The organism is Stenotrophomonas maltophilia group sp. P373 (assembly GCF_053295075.1).
Window position 1 is genome coordinate 4,256,899 of sequence record NZ_CM129994.1, and the last position, 19,608, is coordinate 4,276,506.

Here is a 19,608-nt window from a genome sequence, read left to right on the forward strand (position 1 = left end):
CCCGCCGTCACTGCCAGCCACGTTCCGCCCCGGTGCTGCCTGCCGGGAACGACGATGGCAGCACTGCCGGTGCACCGAAGGCTCCGCGCGCGGACCGTCCGCCGATGGCCGCCCTCTTCCGCTGCCTGCACGTGGTGTGCAGGCGGCCTCGCCACGACCTGATCGACCCGGGTCATGGCGATTCATCTGCAACGGGTCGAACCACCAGAGCCATACAAGGAGAGACTCCCATGTTCTGGACCATCAAGGTCGTGATCGGCGACGGCGAGCGCGGCCTGGTGTATCGCAACCGTCGTTTCCAGCAGATCCTGCTGCCGGGCGTGCACCGCCTGTCGCCGTTCGGCGGCCGCCCGCACGTGGACATCCACACTGCATCGAAGGGCACGGCCTACACCGGCAGCGACCAGGACAGCCTGATCGAGGCACTGGGCGCGCGGTTGGACACGCACTTCGTGCTGGCCAACGTCGGCGCCAGCGAGGTCGGCCTGTTGCTGCGCAACGGCCGCATCGATGAAGTGCTGCCGCCGGGCAGCCACCGCCTGTACTGGCGCGGTTCTGTCGACACCCAGGTGCGCGTGATGGCACTGGGTGACGAGCCGCGCGTCCCGGCGGACGTGCAGCAGCGGCTGGGCCAGCTGGGCGTGCTGCCGCGTGTGGCGGTGATCAGCACCGTGCCGAGCGAGTCGGTGGGCCTGCTGTTCATCGATGGCACGCTGCGGCAGACCCTGGACGCCGGCCTGCACGCGTTCTGGAACTTCAACGGCAACGTGTCGGTGGAGCGTGTGGAGCTGCGTGCGCGTTCGCTGGACGTATCCGGCCAGGAGCTGCTCAGCCGCGACAAGGTGACCCTGCGGGTGAACCTGGCCGCGACCGTGCAGGTGGTCGACCCGGTGCGCGCACACCGCTCGCTCAGCAATGCTGATGAGTTCATCTATCGTCAGCTGCAGTTCGGCCTGCGCCAGGCGATTGCCGCGCGCAGCCTGGACGAGCTGCTGGGTGACAAGGCGGCACTGGACGGTGAGATCGCCGCCCATGTGCAGGCCGCGATCGAGGGCCACGGTGTACGTCTGCTTGGCGTGGGCATCAAGGACGTGATCCTGCCGGGCGAGATGAAGGAGATTCTCAACGGCGTGGTGCTGGCCGAGAAGCAGGCCCAGGCCAGCGTGATCCGCCGCCGCGAGGAGGCCAATGCCACCCGTTCGCAGCTCAACACCGCAAAGCTGATCGAGGACAACCCGGTGTTGATGCGCCTGAAGGAGCTGGAGGCGCTGGAGAAGGTCACCGAGAAGATCGACAAGCTCACCGTGTTCGGCGGCCTGGACGGCGTGCTGAAGCAGCTGGTGACGATCAGGTAGGGGCTCGCGGTGGCGCAGGGACGCGCCGCCGGCCCATCAAGGACATACACGAAGACATGGACACTCAATACAATTATCAATGGCTGCATGCCGAGGGCAGCACGCCGATCAAGGGCTGGGTCAACGGCGTGCCACTGGAGGCGCAGGCGCATGAGCAGCTGCGCAACATCGCCGCGATCCCGTTCGTCGGGCCGTGGGTGGCGGTGATGCCGGACGTGCACCTGGGCAAGGGCGCGACCGTCGGCTCGGTGATCCCGACCCGCGGTGCAATCATCCCGGCGGCGGTCGGCGTCGACATCGGCTGCGGCATGGCGGCCGTGCGCACCACGCTGCGCGCCAACGACCTGCCCGATGACCTGCGGCAGCTGCGCAACAGCATCGAGCGCAGCATCCCGGTCGGCAACGGGCGCGGCGGCGAGCATCAGCGCATGCCCGACAGCATCCACACCCGGCTGGTGCAGTCCGGGCTGGCCGCCGGCCTGGAGAAGATCAAGGACAGGCACCGCAGGATCCGCACCGACAAGCTCGACCGCCAGCTCGGTACGCTGGGTGGCGGCAACCACTTCATCGAACTGTGCCTGGACGAGACGGATACGGTGTGGGTGATGCTGCACAGCGGGTCGCGCGGTACCGGCAACCTGATCGGTACCTACTTCATCGAGAAGGCGCGCGAGGAACTGGCCCGGCGCGTGCTGGGCTTCCACCTGCCGGACAAGGACCTGGCGTTCTTCATGGAAGGCGAGCCGCTTTTCGATGACTACGTCGAAGCCGTGTCGTGGGCACAGGACTACGCCCGGCAGAACCGCGAGGCGATGATGTCGCGCGTGCTGGCCGAGATGCGCCACCGGTTGCCGAAGTTCCAGCTGGCGGCGATGGCAGTGAACTGCCACCACAACTACGTGCAGAAGGAAACGCACCACGGACAGGAGCTGCTGGTGACGCGCAAGGGGGCCGTCAGTGCCCGCGAGGGTGAGCTGGGCATCATTCCCGGCAGCATGGGCACGCGCAGTTACATCGTGCGTGGCAAGGGCAACGCGGACAGCTTCCACAGCTGCAGCCACGGTGCCGGCCGGGTGATGAGCCGTGGCGCCGCGCGCCAGCAGATCACGCTGGCCCAGCATCGCGAGGCCACCGCGCATGTGGAATGCCGCAAGGACAGCGGCGTGCTGGACGAGTCACCGGCCGCGTACAAGTCGATCGACGATGTGATGGCCGCGCAGCTGGACCTGGTCGACGTGGTGCACACGCTGCGCCAGGTGTTGTGCGTGAAGGGGTAATGGAGCGGTGCCGGCCAAGGCCGGCACCCACCGCGCATCAATCATGCTCGACCGCGCTGCAGTCGAGCCACGCCATGCGTGGATGGAACGGCGCCGACCAAGGTCGGCATCTACCGGAACACGCGCTTTCAGCTCGGCATGCTGTCCTCGGCCACCAGCGCGTGGTGCACGCCGATACCTGCCCGCACGCCCTCGGCAGCGGCCAACGTGATGTTGCCGACCGTGGTCGCATCGCCTGCGGCATACACGTTCGGCACCGAGGTCTGCTTCATCGCATCGACCTCGATCAGCACGCCCAACGGGCTCTCGGCCAGCACGCAGCCGAGCTGCTGCACCAGCGGCGTGGCCATCGCCTGGGTGGCCGGCACGAACAGCGCACGCTGGGCGATGCGGCGGCCATCGGCCAGCTCCACTTCCAGCCAGGTCGGCTGGTCGCCCTGCACGCCCAGCACCGGCGACGTCTCGATCCGCACGCCACGCTGCTGCATGGCAGCCCGTTCCTCATCGGTGATCGGCAGGCCCTGGCTGAAGAAGGTGACATTGCCCCAGTCGGCAAAGAGCGGCGCCTTGCTGGCGGACATCGGATGCCCACCAAGCAGCCCGATGGCGCCACCGCCCACTTCGTAACCGTGGCAATAGGGGCAGTGCAGCACGGTGCTGCCCCAGCGCTCGGCCAGCCCGGGCAGCTCCGGCAGCTGGTCGGCGATACCGCTTGCCAGCAGCAGCTTGCGCGCGGCGAGCACCTGCCCATCGGCGGTTCGCACTTCCACACCCTCTGCGCCGGCGGTGGCCTGCACTGCCTCGGCATGCACCCAGCGCACGCTGGGGTAGTCCAGCAGCTGCTGGCGCGCGGCCTTCAGCAGCTCGGCACCGCTGATGCCATCCAGCCCCAGCACCCCGTGCGAATGGCTGGCGAAACGATTGCGCGGCAAACCGGCGTCGATGACGGTGACCGGGCGGCGGGCACGGGCCAGGATCAGGCCCGCAGCAATGCCGGCATAACTGCCGCCGACGATGAGCACATCAGGATTCATGGTGACCTTCCAGGGAGCGGTGATGGGCGAGGTGGCGGGCGAAGTCGGCGCCGAGCTTGTCCAGTGTGGTCGCCCGCAGGCGCTGTTCGAGCAGGCGCTGTGCTTCGCGTGCACCCTCCAGCAAAGCGCTGTTGACCAGCTGCTGGATCGGGCAGCCGCCGCCGGAATCGCGGGCGCCGACCTGCACCAGCGGTGGTGCGCCCACGGCCAGATAGATGTCATGCAGGGTGATCGCTGCAGCATCACGGGCCAGGTGGCTGCCACCGCCATGGCCACGGGCGCTGCGAACCAGGCCCGCCCTGTGCAGCTGCGCCAGCAGGCGGCGGATCACCACCGGATGGGTCGGCAGGCAGGACGCCAGCTGCTCGGAGGTGCGCGGGCCATCCTGGCCGACCAGGTGCGCCATCACGTGCAGAGCGTCAGAGAGCGGGTTCGCGGATTTCATGTAACTACATTAGTTACATTTATATCCCCTGTCCAGGGTCCACATTTGTTCCATACGGACACATTTGTCCTATGAAACAGTTCCTTCACATCACTAAACGAAACGCTAATGTGCTTTACGTCGCACTTCAGCGGGAGCTTGGCGGGTCGATACCGCAATGCCCCTTCCCGAGAGTGCTTCCCCATGAATGCGTCTGTCCGTGCTCCGCGCCTGCAGTCCAAGCTGCTCGGCGCGGTGTCTGTTGGCTTGGCCGTGGTCCTGCTGTGCGCGCTGGCCGGCCTGGCCTCCGCCTGGTTCAAGTTGTCCACCGAGGTTCCGCCCGAAGTCACGCACAGCCGCGACGCCGAACGCCTGCAGCGTGAGTTCCGCGGCCAGGTGCAGGAATGGAAGAACGTGCTGCTCCGCGGCCACGACGACGCGTTGCGTCAGCGCCACCTGGACGCTTTCGACAACGAAGGCCGCCTGGTCGAACGGCTGGCCAAGGGCCTGGTGACCAGCCCGGACGCGCGCACGCGTGAACTGGCGCAGGCGTTCGTTGGCCTGCACGCGCAGCTGCAGCAGGACTATCACGCGGCGCTGCAGGCATTTGCCGCGGCCGGCTACGATCCGGCCGCCGGCGACAACCTGGTGCGCGGCAAGGATCGCGCGGTGGCGACCGCTCTGGATGCACTGAGCGCGCATGCCACGCAGGTGGCCGAAGCGGCGCTGGCGGCACGTGCGCAGCAGGCGCGGCAGACCCTGCTGCTGTGCGCGTCACTGACGGTGCTGGCCGCGGTGCTGTTGCTGATCGGCCTGGCCTGGTGGCTGCGGCGCGCCGTGGTGCAGCCGGTACTGGCGGTGGAAGCCGCTGCACGCGCAGTGGCTGCCGGCGATCTGCAGCACGTGGTGCAGGTGCGCAGCCGCGACGAGATCGGACGCCTCGCCCAGGCGATGCAGGCGTTGCAGTCCACGCTGCGCGGCGTGCTGGATGCGCAGGCCGCGATGGCCCAGGCGCACGAGGCCGGCACCATCAGCCATCGCATGGACGCCGCTGCCTTCCCCGGCGCGTTCGGCACCATGGTGGCCGACTGCAACACGCTGGTCGACGCACACATCCGGGTGAAGATGCGCGCGATCTCGATCATGGGCCGCTACGCCGTCGGCGACCTCAGCCAGGACATGGAACGCCTGCCCGGCGAGAAGGCAGTGATCACCGAAGCGCTGGATGCGGTCAAGCACAACCTCGGTGCGATCAACGGCGAAATCCGCCGCCTGGCCGAAGCGGCGGCCGCCGGTGACTTCAGCCAGCGCGGCGACAGTGCGCGCTTCGAGCATGATTTCCATGCGATGGTCGAGGGCCTCAACCGCCTGATGCAGACTACCGAGCTGAACCTGGGCGAGGTCTCCAGCATGCTGCGTGCCATCGCCGGCGGCCGCCTCGGCGCGCGCATGCACGGCGATTTCCAGGGCGTGTTCGCGCGCATCGCCGGCGATGCCAACACCACTGCCGCGCAGCTGGCAACCATCGTCACCGACATCAAGCATGCCTCCGGCAACATCCATACCGCTGCCGCAGAGATTGCCGCCGGCAACAATGATCTGTCGCGCCGCACCGAACAGCAGGCCGCCAATCTGGAAGAGACCGCGGCATCCATGGAAGAGCTGACCTCCACCGTGCGCCAGAATGCCGAGCACGCGCGCCAGGCCAACCAACTGGCGATCGGTGCACAGAGTGTCGCCTCACACGGTGGCAGCGTGGTCGGGCAGGTGGTGGCGACCATGGGTGCGATCGAAACGTCGTCGCGGCAGATCGCCGAGATCATCAGCGTGATCGATGGCATCGCCTTCCAGACCAACATCCTGGCGCTGAACGCTGCGGTGGAAGCGGCACGCGCCGGTGAGCAGGGCCGCGGATTCGCGGTTGTCGCCAGCGAAGTGCGCACCCTGGCGCAGCGCTCTGCGGCGGCGGCAAAGGAGATCAAATCGCTGATCGAGGCGTCGGTGGAACAGGTCGGTGAGGGTGCGCAGCGCGTGCGCGAGGCCGGTGACACCATGGCCGAGATCGTCGCCTCGGTGCAGCGCGTGACCGACATCATGGCCGAGATCTTCGCGGCGTCGCAGGAGCAGAGCGCAGGCATCGAACAGGTCAGCCAGACGGTGATCCAGATGGACGGCACCACCCAGCAGAACGCCGCGCTGGTGGAAGAAGCCAGCGCCGCGGCGCGCAGCCTGGAACAGCAGGCGAACCGGTTGATCGATGCGGTGGATGTGTTCGACCTGTCGGCCACGGCGACAGCGAAGGACGCGTTGGCGCGCGCGGCCTGAGTGATCCGGTTGCCGGCCAGCGGCCGGCACTACCGTGGAGCGCTGACAGGGGGAGTGCCGGCCGCTGGCCGGCAGCGTCCAACGCTGCATGGGTGGCGGCATGAACAGTGCGGACCAACGGTCCGCACCCACCACCACCTGCCGTCGTACACGTCGGTGCAATGCACCGTTGCCGGCATGCACACGGGCGCTGGCCTACCCTTTCGTGGATATTCCCGTCTCCCTCCCCCCTGCTGGAGCCCCTCATGACAGTCCCCGCCTTCGGTCTTGGCACCTTCCGCCTGAAAGACCAGACCGTGATCGACTCCGTGCGCAACGCGCTGGATGCCGGCTACCGCGCCATCGATACCGCGCAGATCTACGGCAACGAAGCCGAAGTCGGCCAGGCCATCGCCGATTCCGGCGTGCCGCGCGATGAGATCTACCTGACCACCAAGGTCTGGATCACCGCGTTCAAGCGCGAAGCGCTGCTGGCCAGCCTGCGTACCAGCCTGGAAAAGCTGCGCACCGACCATGTCGACCTGACACTGATCCACTGGCCATCGCCGAACGGCAAGGTCGACGTGCCGATGGAGGAGTACCTGACCGCACTGGCCGAGGCCAAGGCACAGGGCCTGACGAAGGAGATCGGCATCTCCAACTTCACCATCGCGCAGACCCGCAAGGCGATCGGCATCCTGGGTGCCGGCGCCATCGCCACCAACCAGATCGAGATCCACCCGTACCTGCAGAACCGCCTGCTGGTGAAATTCCTGCAGGACAACGGCATCCACATCACCGCCTACATGAGCCTGGCCTATGGCGAGGTAATCAAGGACCCGGTGATCCAGGCCATTGCCGGCCGCCACCAGGCCACGCCGGCGCAGATCGCGCTGGCCTGGGCGCTGCAGCAGGGCTTCTCGGTCATTCCGTCCTCGACCAGGCGCGAGAACCTGGCCAGCAACCTGGAGGCAGCAGCGATCCGCCTGACCGACGAAGACATGGCACAGATCGCCAAGCTCGACCGCGGCCATCGCCTGGCCAACCCGGAAGGCATCGCCCCAGCCTGGGATTGATTCCAACGACGGCGCGCAACCGCTCTGGTAGACGCCGACCCTGGTCGGCGCAGACGTCTGACCGATCGATGAAACACCGTGCCGACCAAGGTCGGCACCTACCGGAACGCGGGGATCATCCCCTGCCCTGCAACAACCACCCACGCATCGCCGCATTGACCTCGTCCGGTTTTTCCATCGGTGCCAGGTGCCCGCAATCGGGCACCACCACCAGCTGCGAGTGCGGCACCATCGCGTGCATTTCCTCGCTCACCGCGAGTGGCGTAATGCGGTCGTTCGCGCCGCACACGATCAGCAGCGGATCACGGTAACCGGCCAGCACATCATGACCATCACGGCGTTCCAGCGCGCTCTGGCGCAGGAACACCTCCGCGCCCAGGCGGGTGGTCATGTCGCGCACGCGCTGCACCAGCACGTAGTCGTCCAGCCGCGAGGCATCGATGTAGCTGCGCATCAGCACATCGCCGAAGCCGTGGAACTTCCCCGGCAGGCGCACGCTGGCGCGCTGGCTGCGCCGCTGCTCGGCCCGCTCCGGTGAGTCGGCGTGGATCGAGGTATCGATCAGCGCCAGCTGCAGCACCCGCTCCGGCGTAATGCGCAGGATCTGCTGGGCCACGAAGCCGCCCAGCGAGAACCCGGCCAGCGCAAAGCGCTCCGGTGCCTGCGCCAGCACGTCTTCGGCCACCGCCTGCAGGGTCTCACCACCGGTCTGGTCGCCCACGGTGCAGTCGGCGATATCGGCCAGGTCGGCCAGCTGCGCGCGCCACAGCTCGGCATCGTTGAGCAGGCCGGGCAGCAGCAACAGGGGGATACGGTCGGTCATGGGGATATTGTCGCGCCAGCACGGTGACGGAACCATGCCGCAACGGGCGATTGCGTTGTAGAGTCGCGCCATGCTCGACTGCAGTACAGCCCGTCGAGCATGGCTCGACTCTACAGAAGGCAGCGACACGGACGCGACCATGGCAGACCCCTACAACAGCGGCACCCCCACCCCACCCGCGCTGCGCTTCGACGATGCGCTGGTCACCACCGCCTTCGAGCTGCCCGGCCATCGCGTCGTGCGCAACCTCGGCGTGGTGCGCGGCATCACCGTGCGCTCGCGTTCGATCGTCGGCAACTTCCTGGGCGGTATCCAGACGCTCTTCGGTGGCAACATCACCATCTACACCGAGCTGTGCGAACAGGCTCGCGAGGAAACCTACCGCGACATGGTCAAGCACGCGCGGCAGCTGGGTGCCAACGCGATCATCGGCATGCGTTACGACGCCACCGATGTGATGACCGGGCTGACCGAAGTGCTGTGCTATGGCACGGCGGTGGTGGTAGAGCCGGTGCGGTGATGCAGCCGCCAAGCGTACGCACAAGCAGCCGAGCGTAGGCTCGGCTCTACAGGAATTACGCCACCGGCGGCACGTCGGGCACCTCGACCTGCTGCACCGGCAAGGTCACCATCATCACCGTCGGGTCGTCCGGGTCCAGCCTGGTCTTGAATCCCAGGCTCTGGCACATCGCCAGCATGGTGCTGTTTTCGCGCAGCACCTGGCCTTCGACCACGTCCAGGCCCAGCCACTTCGCATACTCGATCATGATCGCCATCAGCCGCCAGCCGATGCCGTGGCCCTTCAGGTCCGAGCGGATCAGGATGCCGTACTCGCCACGGTGGTAATCGGCATCGGCGTGCAGGCGCACTGCGCCCAGCATCTCGCCGCTGCGCGGTTCGATCGCTACCAGCGCGATCGAGCGCGCGTAGTCGAGCTGGGTCAGGCGCGCGATGAATTCGTGGCTGAAGTGCTTCACCGACTGGAAGAAGCGCAGGCGCAGGTCTTCGTCGCTGACGCGGGCGAAGAACGCGCGGAACAGCGCATCGTCTTCCGGTCGCACCGGGCGGACGAACGCGCGGCCGCCATCGGACAGTTCGATGGTGCGCTCCCACTCCTTCGGGTACGGGAACACCGAGAAGCGCGGATGCCCGCGGCCCTTGTGCAGGATGCGCGACGGTGCCACTGCCACGCGCGCGTCGAGGGCGAGGATGCCCTTGCCGTCGACCAGCAGCGGGTTGATGTCCAGCGTACGCACTTCGGGAATGTCGGCGGCCAGCTGTGCCAGCTTGACCAGTGCCAGCGCCAGTGCGCGCTCGTCGGCGGCGGGCACATCGCCGTAGGCCTTGAGGATGCGCGAAGCGCGGGTCTGGCCGATCAGCTCGTGGGCCAGGCGCAGGTCCAACGGCGGCAGGGCCAGCGCCTTGTCGTTGATCACTTCGACGGCGGTTCCGCCACGTCCGACCACGATCACCGGGCCGAACGTCGCGTCATCGGCGATGCCGACAATCAGTTCGCGCGCCTTCGGGCGGACGATGGTCGGCTGTACCAGCAGGCCATCGATGCGCGCATCCGGCCGCAGCTGGCGCGCACGCGACAGGATCGCGTTGGCCGCGCTCTGCACCGCCGGCAGCGTGGACAGATTCAGGCGCACGCCGTCCACTTCGGACTTGTGCGGAATGTCCGGCGACAGGATCTTCAGCGCTACGGACGCACCGCGTTCCAGCAGTGGCTGCGCCAGGTCCATCGCCTCATGCGCATCGCGCGCATGCATCACCGGCGCGGACGGGATGCCGTAGGCCTTGAGCAGCTCGTGCGTGGCCAGCGGGTCCAGCCACTGCTGGCCGTTGGCCAGCGCGGCATCGACCAGTGCGCGCGCGGTGGCCGTGTCGACGCTGAAGTCCTGCGGCAGGCTGGGCGGCGTTTCCATCAACGCGTTCTGTGCCTCGCGGTAGCGCACCAGGTGCTGGAAGCCCCGTACTGCTTCGGCCTCGGTCGGATAGGTCGGCACTCGTGCTGCGTTGAGCGTGGCGGTGGCCTGGTCGTCGTTGCCCAGCCACACCGCGAATACCGGCTTGTCGCGGTGATGGCGCGGGCGCAGGCCGAGCGTGCGGGTGAGGGCCTGCGCCGCGTCGGCGGACGAGGTAAACGCGGTTGGCACGTTGACCACCATCACCGCATCGTTCTCGTTGTCGGCCAGCAGTGCTTCGATGGCCGACGCATAGCGGTCACCATCGGCGTCGACCACGATGTCCACCGGATTGCTGCGCGACCAGCCCTGCGGCAGCACCGCATCGAGCTTCTCCACCGTGCTGTCGGAAAGGGTGGCCAGCGTGCCACGCAGCGCGATCAGTTGGTCCACGGCCAGGCGGCCGACACCGCCGCCATTGCTGAGAATGGCCAGGCGGCGACCGGGAAAGGTGCCCAGCCGCCCCAGCGATTCGGCAGCAGTGAACAGTTCGTCCAGCGCACCCACGCGCAGCAGGCCGGCACGATTGAAGGCCGCACCATACACATCATCGGCACGCGCCAGGGCCTGCACATGGGTATCGCGGCTGCCCGGCTGCACGCGCTCGGCGCGACCGGACTTCACCACCACCACCGGCTTGGCGCGGGCGGCGGCACGCGCGGCCGACATGAACTTGCGCGCGTCCTTGATCTGCTCGACATACAGCAGGATGGCGCGGGTGCGGTAGTCCGTGGCGAAGTAGTCGAGCAGGTCGCCGAAGTCGACGTCCATCGTGTCGCCCAGCGAAACCACGGCGGAGAAGCCCACCGAGCGCGCCACGCCCCACTCCACCAGCGCGGCGGCAATGGCCGAGGATTCGGAGATCAGCGCGAGGTCGCCGGCCTGCGGGAAGTGCGCGGCGATGCTGGCATTGAGTCGCGCGTGCGGCGCGATGACGCCCAGGCAATGCGGCCCGAGGATGCGCAGGCCATGCTTGCGCGCCACCGCCTCTACCTGTGCGGACAACGAACCCGGGCCTTCGCCCAGGTGCGCGGTGAGGATGATCGCCGCCTGCACGCCACGCTCTGCAGCTGTACGCACCACCTGCGGCACGATCGCCGCCGGCGCGGTGATCACCACCAGGTCGGGCACCCAGTCCAGGTCCTTCAAGCGCTTGACCGTGCGGATGCCGTCGATCTCGGCGTGCCGCGGGTTGATCCACGCCACCTTGCCGGGGAAGCCGGTGCCGCGCAGGTTGCGCATCACTGCGCGGCCGGCCGAACGCTCACGCGGGCTGCCGCCGATCACCGCGACCGACTGCGGACGGAATACGGACTGCAGGTGGTAGGTACTCATGCGCCTACGGTACCCAAATTCCGTGGCGATGGGGTCGGAGGAAGGGTCGGATCCCTTTTCGCAGGAAAGGGCTCCGACCCCTGCTGCGGATATCCGGGGTCAGAGCCCTTCGCTGCGCGAAGGGATCCGACCCCGGCGTGCACGTTTTGTTACAGCAGCGTGCCGTGCAGGATCAGCGCGGCGATGCTGAAATAGATCACCAGGCCGGTCACATCCACCAGGGTGGCCACGAACGGGGCCGAGGCGCTGGCCGGGTCGAAGCCGAGGCGCTTCAGGACGAAGGGCAGCATCGAGCCGGACAGCGAACCAAAGGTGACGATGCCGACCAGCGCGGCGCCGATGGTGATCGCCAGCAGGATCCAGTGCTCGCCGTAGTCATGCAGGCCACCCAGCTGCCAGATCACGATGCGCACGATCGCCAGGCAGCCGAGGATGGCACCCAGCACCATGCCGGTCGGGATCTCGCGGATGGCCACCTTCCACCAGTCGCGCAGGCGCAGTTCGCGCAGCGCCAGGCTGCGGATCAGCAGCGAGGTGGCCTGCGAGCCGGAATTTCCGCCCGAACTCATGATCAACGGGATGAACAGGGTCAGCACCACTGCGCGCGCCAGTTCGTCCTCGTAGTGCTGCATCGCACTGGCCGTCAGCATCTCGCCCAGGAACAGCACGCTCAGCCAGCCGGCACGCTTGCGCAGCATCTCGAAGAAGCCGATCTGCATGTACGGCTTGTCCAAGGCTTCCATGCCGCCGAACTTGTGCGCGTCCTCGGTGGATTCCTCGATCAGCGCGTCGAGCACGTCGTCCACGGTGACGATGCCCAGCATCTGCTGCTGCGCATCGACCACCGGGATCGCCAGCAGGTCGTGGCGGCGGATCAGCCGCGCGACTTCCTCCTGGTCCATCAGTGCATCCACTGTCACCGGCGGATTGACCTGGGCCACGTCCAGGATCGACTCCTCCGGCAGGCCGGTGATCAGCCGGCGCATGGTCACCACCTGCTGCAGCTGCTGGCTGGCCGGGTCCAGCACGTAGATCGCGTACACCGTTTCACGCGTGCGCTCGACCTGGCGGATGTGCTGCAGGGTCTGCGCCACGGTCCAGCTGGCGGGCACCGCCACGTATTCGGTGGTCATCAGCGCGCCGGCGGTGTTCGGCGGGTAGCTCAGCAGCTTCTGGATGACCTGGCGGGCGTCGCTGCCCAGCAGCGGGATCAGCCGTGCGCGCTCTTCCTCATCCAGCTCGTGGACGATGTCGGTGGCGCGGTCATCGGCCATCAGCCCCAGCAGGGCGGCGGCGCGGGCCGGTGGCAGCGCGGCCACCAGCTCGCCGCTGCGCTGCAGCTCGGGTGCTTCCAGCATTTTCACTGCACGCGGCAACGGCAGCGCGGCCAGCGTTTCCGCGGCGCGGGCCAGTTCCAATGTGTTGAGGAATTCCACCGCATCGGCGGTGTTGTAGTTCGCCAGCGGTGCGGCCAATGCGGCGGCATCGGCCACCGGGCGCAGCAATTGCTTCTGGTTCATCGGTTTTGCCTTGTGGGGGTGCGACCTCGCGCAACGCCAACGCAGGCAAACCGTCCCGATGTCAGGCGGTGGCCATCGCTGGCGTCGAACGAGGTCGACTTCTACTGTCGCTGGACATGGGTTGGGGACTCCGGAATGCGCGTGCCGGCGGTGCGCCGCCAGCGGCGGGCAGTCTGGACCCGCGGGCCATGCAGGTCAACCCGGCATCCCTGCGCCGGGCGCCTGCCGGCCGGTTGTTCTCGTGCATACACCAACCGGCGCGCATAATGGCCGGGTGGCGCTCGCCACGCTTTCCCCACCCGAACGGACGCACTGCGGGCTTCCCCGATGACCAGGTATTCCCATGCATAGCGGCGGTCTGGAACTGGCCCTGGTGCTGCTGCTGGCGGCGGTCATTGCCGTGCCGGTGTTCAAGAAGTTCGGCTTCGGCGCGGTGCTGGGCTACCTGGCGGCCGGCGTGGTGCTGGGCCCGGACGGGCTGGGCTTCGTGCAGGACGCCGACCGCATCCTCGGCGCGGCCGAGATCGGCGTGGTGATGCTGCTGTTCGTGATCGGCCTGGAGCTGTCGCCGGCACGCCTGAAGGTGATGCGGCGCTCGGTGTTCGGCGCGGGCGCGGCGCAGGTGGCGATGTCCGGGCTGGTGCTGGGCGGCCTGCTGCTGCTCGACCACTTCCAGTGGAAGAGTGCGCTGGTGGTCGGTGTTGCGCTGGCGCTGTCATCCACCGCGGTAGGCCTGCAGCTGCTGTCCGAGCACAAGGCGATCAACAGCGACCATGGCCGGCTGGGTTTTGCCATCCTGCTGTTCCAGGACCTGATCGCGATCCCGCTGCTGGCGGCCATCCCGCTGCTGGGCGGAGCGAAGAACGAGACCCTGCGCTGGGAAGACGCCGCCGTGGCCCTCGGCGCGCTGGCCGTGGTGATCCTGTGCGGGCGACCGGTGCTGCGCAAGGTGTTCAGCATCATCGCGCGCACCCGCAGCCCGGAAGTGTTCACCGCCACCGCCCTGCTGGTGGTGCTGGGCACTGCCTGGTTCATGCAGGAAGCGGGCCTCAGCCCCAGCCTGGGCGCGTTCCTGGCCGGGGTGCTGCTGTCCGATTCGGAATTCCGGCATGAACTGGAAGCGCAGATCGAGCCGTTCAAGGGCCTGCTGCTGGGCCTGTTCTTCATTGCCGTGGGCATGGGCATCGACCTTGACCGCATTGCCGCCGAGCCGTGGCTGATCGCGGCCGGCGTCGCGATCCTGCTGGTGGTCAAATTCAGCCTGCTGTACGTGATCGGCCGCATCGCCCGGCTCAGCCGGCGGCAGTCGCTGCTGCTGGGCAGCGTGCTGTGGCTGGGGGGCGAGTTCGCCTTCGTGGTGTTCAACGAAGCGCAGCGCGCGCACCTGCTGGGCAATGCCAACCACGACCGGCTGGTGGCCATCGTCGGCCTGTCGATGGCGATCACGCCGCTGCTGATGATCGTGCTGCTCAAGCTGCTCGGCCAGGAGAAGACCACACCGCGCGAGGCGGCCGAGGCCGACAAGGTGGCACCGGACAACCGGCCCAAGGTGCTGATCGCCGGCATGGGGCGTTTCGGCCAGGTGATCGCGCGCCTGCTGACCGCGCAGAAGGTGCCGTTCGTTGCGCTGGAGGCGAACCCGGACACCGTGGCCGACCTGCGCCGCTTCGGCAACCAGCTCTACTACGGCGATCCGACCCGGCCGGAGATGCTGCGCGCCGCCGGCGGCGAGCACATCGATGTGTTCGTGATCACCGTGGACGACCCGGAGACCAACCTGCGCGCCGTGCGCATGGTGCGCCGGCTGTACCCGGACGCGAAAGTGCTGGCGCGCGCGCGCAATCGCCAGCATGCGTGGCGCCTGATGGACATGTCGGCCGAGCCGTTCCGCGAAGTGTTTGGCACCAGCCTGGAGATGAGCGGCCGCGTGCTGACCGCATTGGGCGTGGCGCCGGACGTGGCCGAACGCCATGTGCAGCGCTTCCGTGAGCATGATGAGCAGCTGCTGCGTGACCAGTACCTGGTGTACGACGACGAGGCCGCGGTGATCCAGACCTCGCGTGATGCGCGCAACGACCTGATGCACCTGTTCGAAGCCGACGCGGAAAGGGACGGCGAGTAGGTGTGCCGGCCAACGGATTGCGGTAGTGCCGGCCGCTGGCCGGCAATCCCTTGATCCCGGAGGTGTCATGAGGTTGCCGGCCAGCGGCCGGCACTACCCACTGCGGATTCTGGCAGCGCGGTGTTGGGGTCAGAGCCCTTTCCGTTGGAGAGGGATCCGACCCCGGCCTTTCAGCCGTTGTCGCGCAGGAACCGCGCCATCGAGGAAACGCCCGGCACGCGCGGCTCGAACTCGCCGGCCACGTCGATGAAGCCACGCATCACCGCGATCTCGCGCGGGCTGCGGTTGAGGCTGTCGCGCGCTTCAGGATCGGCACCGGCGCGCAGCAGGCGCTGCACCAGCAGCGGCAGGCCATGCAGCGCGGCCAGATGCAGCGGGCCGAAGCCACGCGGGTCGCGTACGTCCAGGCTTACGTCCTCGTCCAGCAGGCGCTCCACTGCGGCCATCACCACCTGCTCGTCGCAGGCGGTACCCGGCTCGGCGCGCGCGCCCAGCAGCAGCAGCAGCGGCGTGACAGAACCAGCGGCGGCCTGGTCCGGTTCGGCACCGGCCAGCAGCAGGGTGTCGAGCAGCGCCAGCAGGCGCGAGCGGTCGCGGGCACTGAAACCGTACAGCGCGGCACAGTGCAGCGGACCCAGCTGCTGCGCGTCACCGGCATGCACGTCGGCACCCGCCGTGAGCAGGCGCGCGACGATGTCCGGAAGGCCCAGCGCGGAGGCCAGCATCAGCACCGTCACGCCACCCGGCAGGCGGTGTTCCAGCTTGGCGCCAGCGTCGAGCAGGGCCGAAACGATGTCCACCTGGCGCATGCTGACCGCCGCCGACAGCGGCGTCGCGCCACTGGCCGCCGCGTGCTGCGGATCGGCGCCGCGCGCCAGCAGCAGGTCGGTTACCGCCAGGTGGCCGCCACCGGCAGCACGCAGCAGCGCGGTGCAGCCCTGTGCGTCGACGGCGTCGACGGCGAAGCCCAGATCGATCAGGCGGCGCACGGCATCGACGTCACCGGCCATTGCGGCGGCCGGCAGATCGGCCTCGCGCAGGGTGCGGCGCGGCAACGGCCACACCCGCCAATCGAGCCAGTCGGCCAGATCGCGGCGACCGATCGACAGCGCCACGCCCAGCGGTGTCTGGCCGTCGGCGGCACGTGCTTCCGGCGAGGCACCATGCTGCACCAGCAGCTTAAGCGCGCCTTCGCGGGCCAATGCGGTGGCCAGGTGCAGTGCGGTCATGCCGTGGCTGTCGCGTGCTTCGCGATCAACGCCGGCCTTGAGCAGGGCCTGCTGCAGCCGCAGCCACCCCAGGCGCACCGCCAGCGACAGCGGCGGATCGCCCGCCGGCGAGGCGGCGAACGGATCGGCGCCACGCTCAAGCAGTTCCAGTGCCAGCTGTTCCAGGCCACGCGCGGCCTGGTCGTGCTGTGCGCAGGCAGCAAGGAAGCGCGCCAGGCCACCGCGGCCGGCCGGCGACAGGCCACGCTGCAGCATCACCTGCAACGCCGGCACCGCATCGATGCCGCGCGACAACAGCGCGAACATCGGCGTGTCGGAGCAGGCATCACGCACATAGGGATCGGCGCCGTGGCCCAGCAGCCAGTCCACCGCACGCGGTTCCAGCGCCAACTCCGGATCGAGCAGCAGCCCGCCCAGTTCCTCCGGTTGGCACAGCCTGGCCAGCGCCGCCATGCCGTCGGTGTTGCCGAAGCCCAGGGCCTCGCGCAGCAGGGTCAGCGGCGGACGGTCCGGCAGCAGGCCGCTGGCACTGGCTGCTTCGCCACGATCGGCCAGGCCATCACTGACCGCGGCCGGCAACGGATAGGACGGGTCCAGCAGGGCTACGATCGCCCAGCGGCCGGCCTCGGCGGCGTAGTCCACCGCACGGCGGCCGACCGGATCGGTGGCATCGGCCGCGATGCCCAGTTCGACCAGGCGCTTGATCAGCAGCGGCGAGACATCCTCGGCCATCGCCGCCAGCTGCACCGCATTGCGGCCTTCGCCGTCCACCGCGACCAGGTCCGGCTTGTGCGGCAGCAGGTGCTCGATCACGGCGGCGCGACCGGCACGGGCCGCTTCCAGCCACGGCGTACGCCCCAGTGCATCGCGCGCCTCCAGATTGGCGCCCGCGCCGAGCAGCACGCCGATGATCTCGACATGGCCGGCCAGGGCCGCCTCATGCAACGCACTGCGGCGCTGGCGATCGCGGGCGTCGGCCCGTGCCTTGTGCTTGAGCAGCAGCTGCACGCCCGCCGGATCGTCATCCTCGGTGGCGGCGGCGGCCAGCAGCACCGGGGTGCCATCGGCCGGTTCGCAGCGTGCACCGCGTTCGAGCAGGAAGCGGGCCAGACGCCAGTTGCCCACCTGGCAGGCCACCGCCAGCGGCGACCAGCCATCACGGTTCAGCGCATCGACTTCGGCAGCGGCATCGCGCAGCAGCGCGGCCACCCCCGGGTCGGAACTGCGTGCGGCATGGTGCAACGGGGTGTTGCCATCACTGTCGGTGGCACGCGAGTCGGCGCCGTTGGCGAGCAGGGTCATCACCGCTTCGGGGCGGCCATGCCAGCTGTCGCGGGTCGCCGCCAGCAGCGGGGTCATGCCCCGGTGCGGCGCATTCACATCGACGCCGCGGGCAATCAGTTCGCGCAGCAGGCGCAGGTCCGGCAGCACCGCGGCCAGCACCGCCAGGCTGCGCTGGTCACGCCAGTTCGGGTCCGGCAGCGCATACGGATCGGCACCGGCCTGCAGCAGCTGCAGGCCCCGGTCGATGCGGCCCTGGCGGGCGGCTTCATACAGCGCCGGTGTCAGTTCCTGCGGCGCCATCGCCTCCAGCGGCAGGGCGTCGGCCGCCGCTGCGAACATCGGTTCGGGTTCAGCGCTGGACGCCACCAACGGGCTGGAGCGCAACGACACCAGCGGCGCAGGCGCGACCCGCTGCAGCAGCAGGTGCAGCACCGGCGACAGCAGTACGACCGCCAGCGCGGCGGGCCAGCGCGCGCTTTCCGGCAACAGGCCCGGCCAGGCCGGCAGCACCACCAGCGCGGCCAGCGCAATGACCAGCGCGGCCACGCCGAGGCCACGCCAAGCAGTCAGGTCGCGCCCCGCCAGCGCCTGCCAGTGCTGGGCCAGGCTGCCATCCAGGCGTTCGACATCGTTCCACAATGGCCAGGTGCGCCAGGCCGCCAGCAGGCCGGCACTGACCAGTACGCTCAGGCCAAGCACTGCCGCCAGGCTGCCGCTGTCACGCAGCGCTGCGAGCGGCCAGGCCAGCAGCAGCGCCAGCAACAGCGGGGCGGCTGCCCACAATGCCAGCAGCGCCGGCAGGTCCTGGCGTGCGACCACCTTCAGCGGCAGCAGCGCGCGGCTGCGGCGCCACCACGATATCGCCAACGCGAACGCGGGCTGCGCCAGTGCGGCAAGGACCGCACCCGGAACGCCGCCCACGGCGGCGCCCAGCGCCAGCACCGCGCCCGCGGCGAAGGCAATTGACAGAATGCGCGGACGGGAGGCGTCAGTCATAGTGGCGCGGCATCAGGCTGGCCACCGACGGCGGCACCTGCAGGTAGAACCCGCGCTCGCTCATTTCGCTGCGGACCTTTTCCGGGTCAGCCTGCGCCAGGCGGCGCTGGGCATCCAGGGCCACCTCCAGCACGAAGGCGAGCGTCCCCAGCGAGGTGAGCAGCGGCGCGGGCAGCGCGCTGAAATCATCGCGTCGGGGAACGTAGACGTAGGTGTCCGGCTTGAGTTGGCTTTTATAGACGTAGGCGTGCATGTCCGCGGGACGATAACCCGGGAAGAGCCATGATTGTGTCGGAAAGCCGACACCGGGGAAAGCCGTCAGCCGACGATGGCGGCGCGATCGGCGGTGTTTCGCCTGCGGGGTTCAGCAATGTGGCGGCGACGTTCAGGCTGCGCCGCCGCCACACGGGCGCTTACTTGACCTTGGCGTAAGTGCCCTTCAGCGCGACACCCGCGAGGATGGCACCGGCGTAGCACTCGTAGTTGGTGCTGCTCTTGAACTCGTTCTTCTTGTAATAGCTGACGATGTCGACCACGGCGTTGGCGCCGCGCGACTTGGCACCGTCCTGCAGCGCGCGCAGTGCCGACAGCGCAACCCAGCGGCAGGCCTCGGCATCGCTCTTGTTGGCGGCGTTGGTCTTCTTGTTGGTCACGTCTTCGCCCAGGCGCTGCTGCACGCTGACCGGCTGGCCGGCCAGATAGAAACGCACGCTGCCGTCGATGCCGGCGTCCTTGGCGGCCTGCGAATTGACCAGTTCCTGCAGGGACTGTTCGACACGCGTGTCGCGGGCGGAAGCGGTGGAAGTCAGGGCCAGCAGCGCGGTAGCCGTGGCGATCATGAGAGTGCGGCGCATCGGAACAT

14 protein-coding genes are annotated in these 19,608 nt (G+C 68.6%); 6 read left to right on the forward strand and 8 right to left on the reverse strand.

From position 1 onward, the window contains the following. Positions 1 to 230 precede the first annotated feature (230 nt). Positions 231 to 1,355, forward strand: coding sequence for a slipin family protein (locus ACSYHF_RS19735; protein WP_111128529.1), 1,125 nt, complete (start codon positions 231 to 233; stop codon positions 1,353 to 1,355). 56 nt (positions 1,356 to 1,411) lie between these two features. After that, a complete protein-coding gene (locus tag ACSYHF_RS19740; protein ID WP_338167586.1) occupies positions 1,412 to 2,632 on the forward strand; it encodes an RtcB family protein in 1,221 nt (406 codons plus the stop codon). 128 nt (positions 2,633 to 2,760) lie between these two features. Here the strand turns inward: ACSYHF_RS19740 and ACSYHF_RS19745 are convergent, their stop codons facing one another. Together ACSYHF_RS19745 and ACSYHF_RS19750 are read right to left on the reverse strand one after the other, a co-directional pair. Next, complete coding sequence (locus tag ACSYHF_RS19745; RefSeq protein ID WP_447575955.1) at positions 2,761 to 3,666, reverse strand: NAD(P)/FAD-dependent oxidoreductase; 906 nt, start codon at positions 3,664 to 3,666, stop codon at positions 2,761 to 2,763. Beyond that, the gene (locus ACSYHF_RS19750; protein WP_095378241.1) at positions 3,656 to 4,111 is read right to left on the reverse strand and encodes an Rrf2 family transcriptional regulator; all 456 of its coding nucleotides are present in this window, start codon (positions 4,109 to 4,111) and stop codon (positions 3,656 to 3,658) included. The genes ACSYHF_RS19745 and ACSYHF_RS19750 overlap by 11 nt, the downstream gene beginning before the upstream one ends. A 183-nt stretch (positions 4,112 to 4,294) precedes the next feature. On the opposite strand from ACSYHF_RS19750, the gene ACSYHF_RS19755 reads away from it, so the two are divergent. Both ACSYHF_RS19755 and dkgB read left to right on the forward strand, forming a co-directional pair. Beyond that, positions 4,295 to 6,415, forward strand: a complete 2,121-nt coding sequence (locus ACSYHF_RS19755) for a methyl-accepting chemotaxis protein (RefSeq protein ID WP_447575956.1) — start codon at positions 4,295 to 4,297, stop codon at positions 6,413 to 6,415. A 245-nt stretch (positions 6,416 to 6,660) separates the two neighbouring features. Continuing rightward, positions 6,661 to 7,470: a 2,5-didehydrogluconate reductase DkgB gene (dkgB, locus tag ACSYHF_RS19760; protein WP_447575957.1), complete on the forward strand. Its 810-nt coding sequence runs from the start codon at positions 6,661 to 6,663 to the stop codon at positions 7,468 to 7,470. Between the two features lie 115 nt (positions 7,471 to 7,585). Here dkgB and ACSYHF_RS19765 read toward each other — a convergent pair whose 3' ends face one another. After that, a complete protein-coding gene (locus tag ACSYHF_RS19765) occupies positions 7,586 to 8,293 on the reverse strand; it encodes an alpha/beta fold hydrolase (RefSeq protein WP_447575958.1) in 708 nt (235 codons plus the stop codon). A gap of 139 nt (positions 8,294 to 8,432) precedes the next feature. Here ACSYHF_RS19765 and ACSYHF_RS19770 point away from each other — a divergent pair, with 139 nt between their 5' ends. After that, positions 8,433 to 8,813: a YbjQ family protein gene (locus ACSYHF_RS19770; RefSeq protein WP_005420270.1), complete on the forward strand. Its 381-nt coding sequence runs from the start codon at positions 8,433 to 8,435 to the stop codon at positions 8,811 to 8,813. Positions 8,814 to 8,868: 55 nt separating this feature from the next. Here the strand turns inward: ACSYHF_RS19770 and ACSYHF_RS19775 are convergent, their stop codons facing one another. Next, positions 8,869 to 11,595, reverse strand: coding sequence for a bifunctional acetate--CoA ligase family protein/GNAT family N-acetyltransferase (locus ACSYHF_RS19775; RefSeq protein ID WP_005420272.1), 2,727 nt, complete (start codon positions 11,593 to 11,595; stop codon positions 8,869 to 8,871). 149 nt (positions 11,596 to 11,744) lie between these two features. Continuing rightward, positions 11,745 to 13,115 (reverse strand): magnesium transporter, encoded by a 1,371-nt coding sequence (gene mgtE / locus ACSYHF_RS19780; RefSeq protein ID WP_447575959.1) that lies wholly within the window; start codon positions 13,113 to 13,115, stop codon positions 11,745 to 11,747. A 343-nt stretch (positions 13,116 to 13,458) separates the two neighbouring features. Here mgtE and ACSYHF_RS19785 point away from each other — a divergent pair, with 343 nt between their 5' ends. Continuing rightward, a complete protein-coding gene (locus tag ACSYHF_RS19785; protein ID WP_447575960.1) occupies positions 13,459 to 15,237 on the forward strand; it encodes a monovalent cation:proton antiporter-2 (CPA2) family protein in 1,779 nt (592 codons plus the stop codon). 170 nt (positions 15,238 to 15,407) lie between these two features. Here ACSYHF_RS19785 and ACSYHF_RS19790 read toward each other — a convergent pair whose 3' ends face one another. From ACSYHF_RS19790 to ACSYHF_RS19800, 3 genes are all read right to left on the reverse strand, one after another. Beyond that, positions 15,408 to 18,746, reverse strand: a complete 3,339-nt coding sequence (locus tag ACSYHF_RS19790) for an ankyrin repeat domain-containing protein (protein WP_005420279.1) — start codon at positions 18,744 to 18,746, stop codon at positions 15,408 to 15,410. Beyond that, entirely contained in the window at positions 18,739 to 18,999 is a 261-nt protein-coding gene (locus ACSYHF_RS19795) for a YcgL domain-containing protein (RefSeq protein ID WP_014648833.1), read from the reverse strand. Before ACSYHF_RS19795 ends, ACSYHF_RS19790 begins: the two co-directional genes overlap by 8 nt. 160 nt (positions 19,000 to 19,159) lie before the next feature. Next, positions 19,160 to 19,600: a hypothetical protein gene (locus ACSYHF_RS19800; RefSeq protein ID WP_005420284.1), complete on the reverse strand. Its 441-nt coding sequence runs from the start codon at positions 19,598 to 19,600 to the stop codon at positions 19,160 to 19,162. Positions 19,601 to 19,608 lie beyond the last annotated feature (8 nt).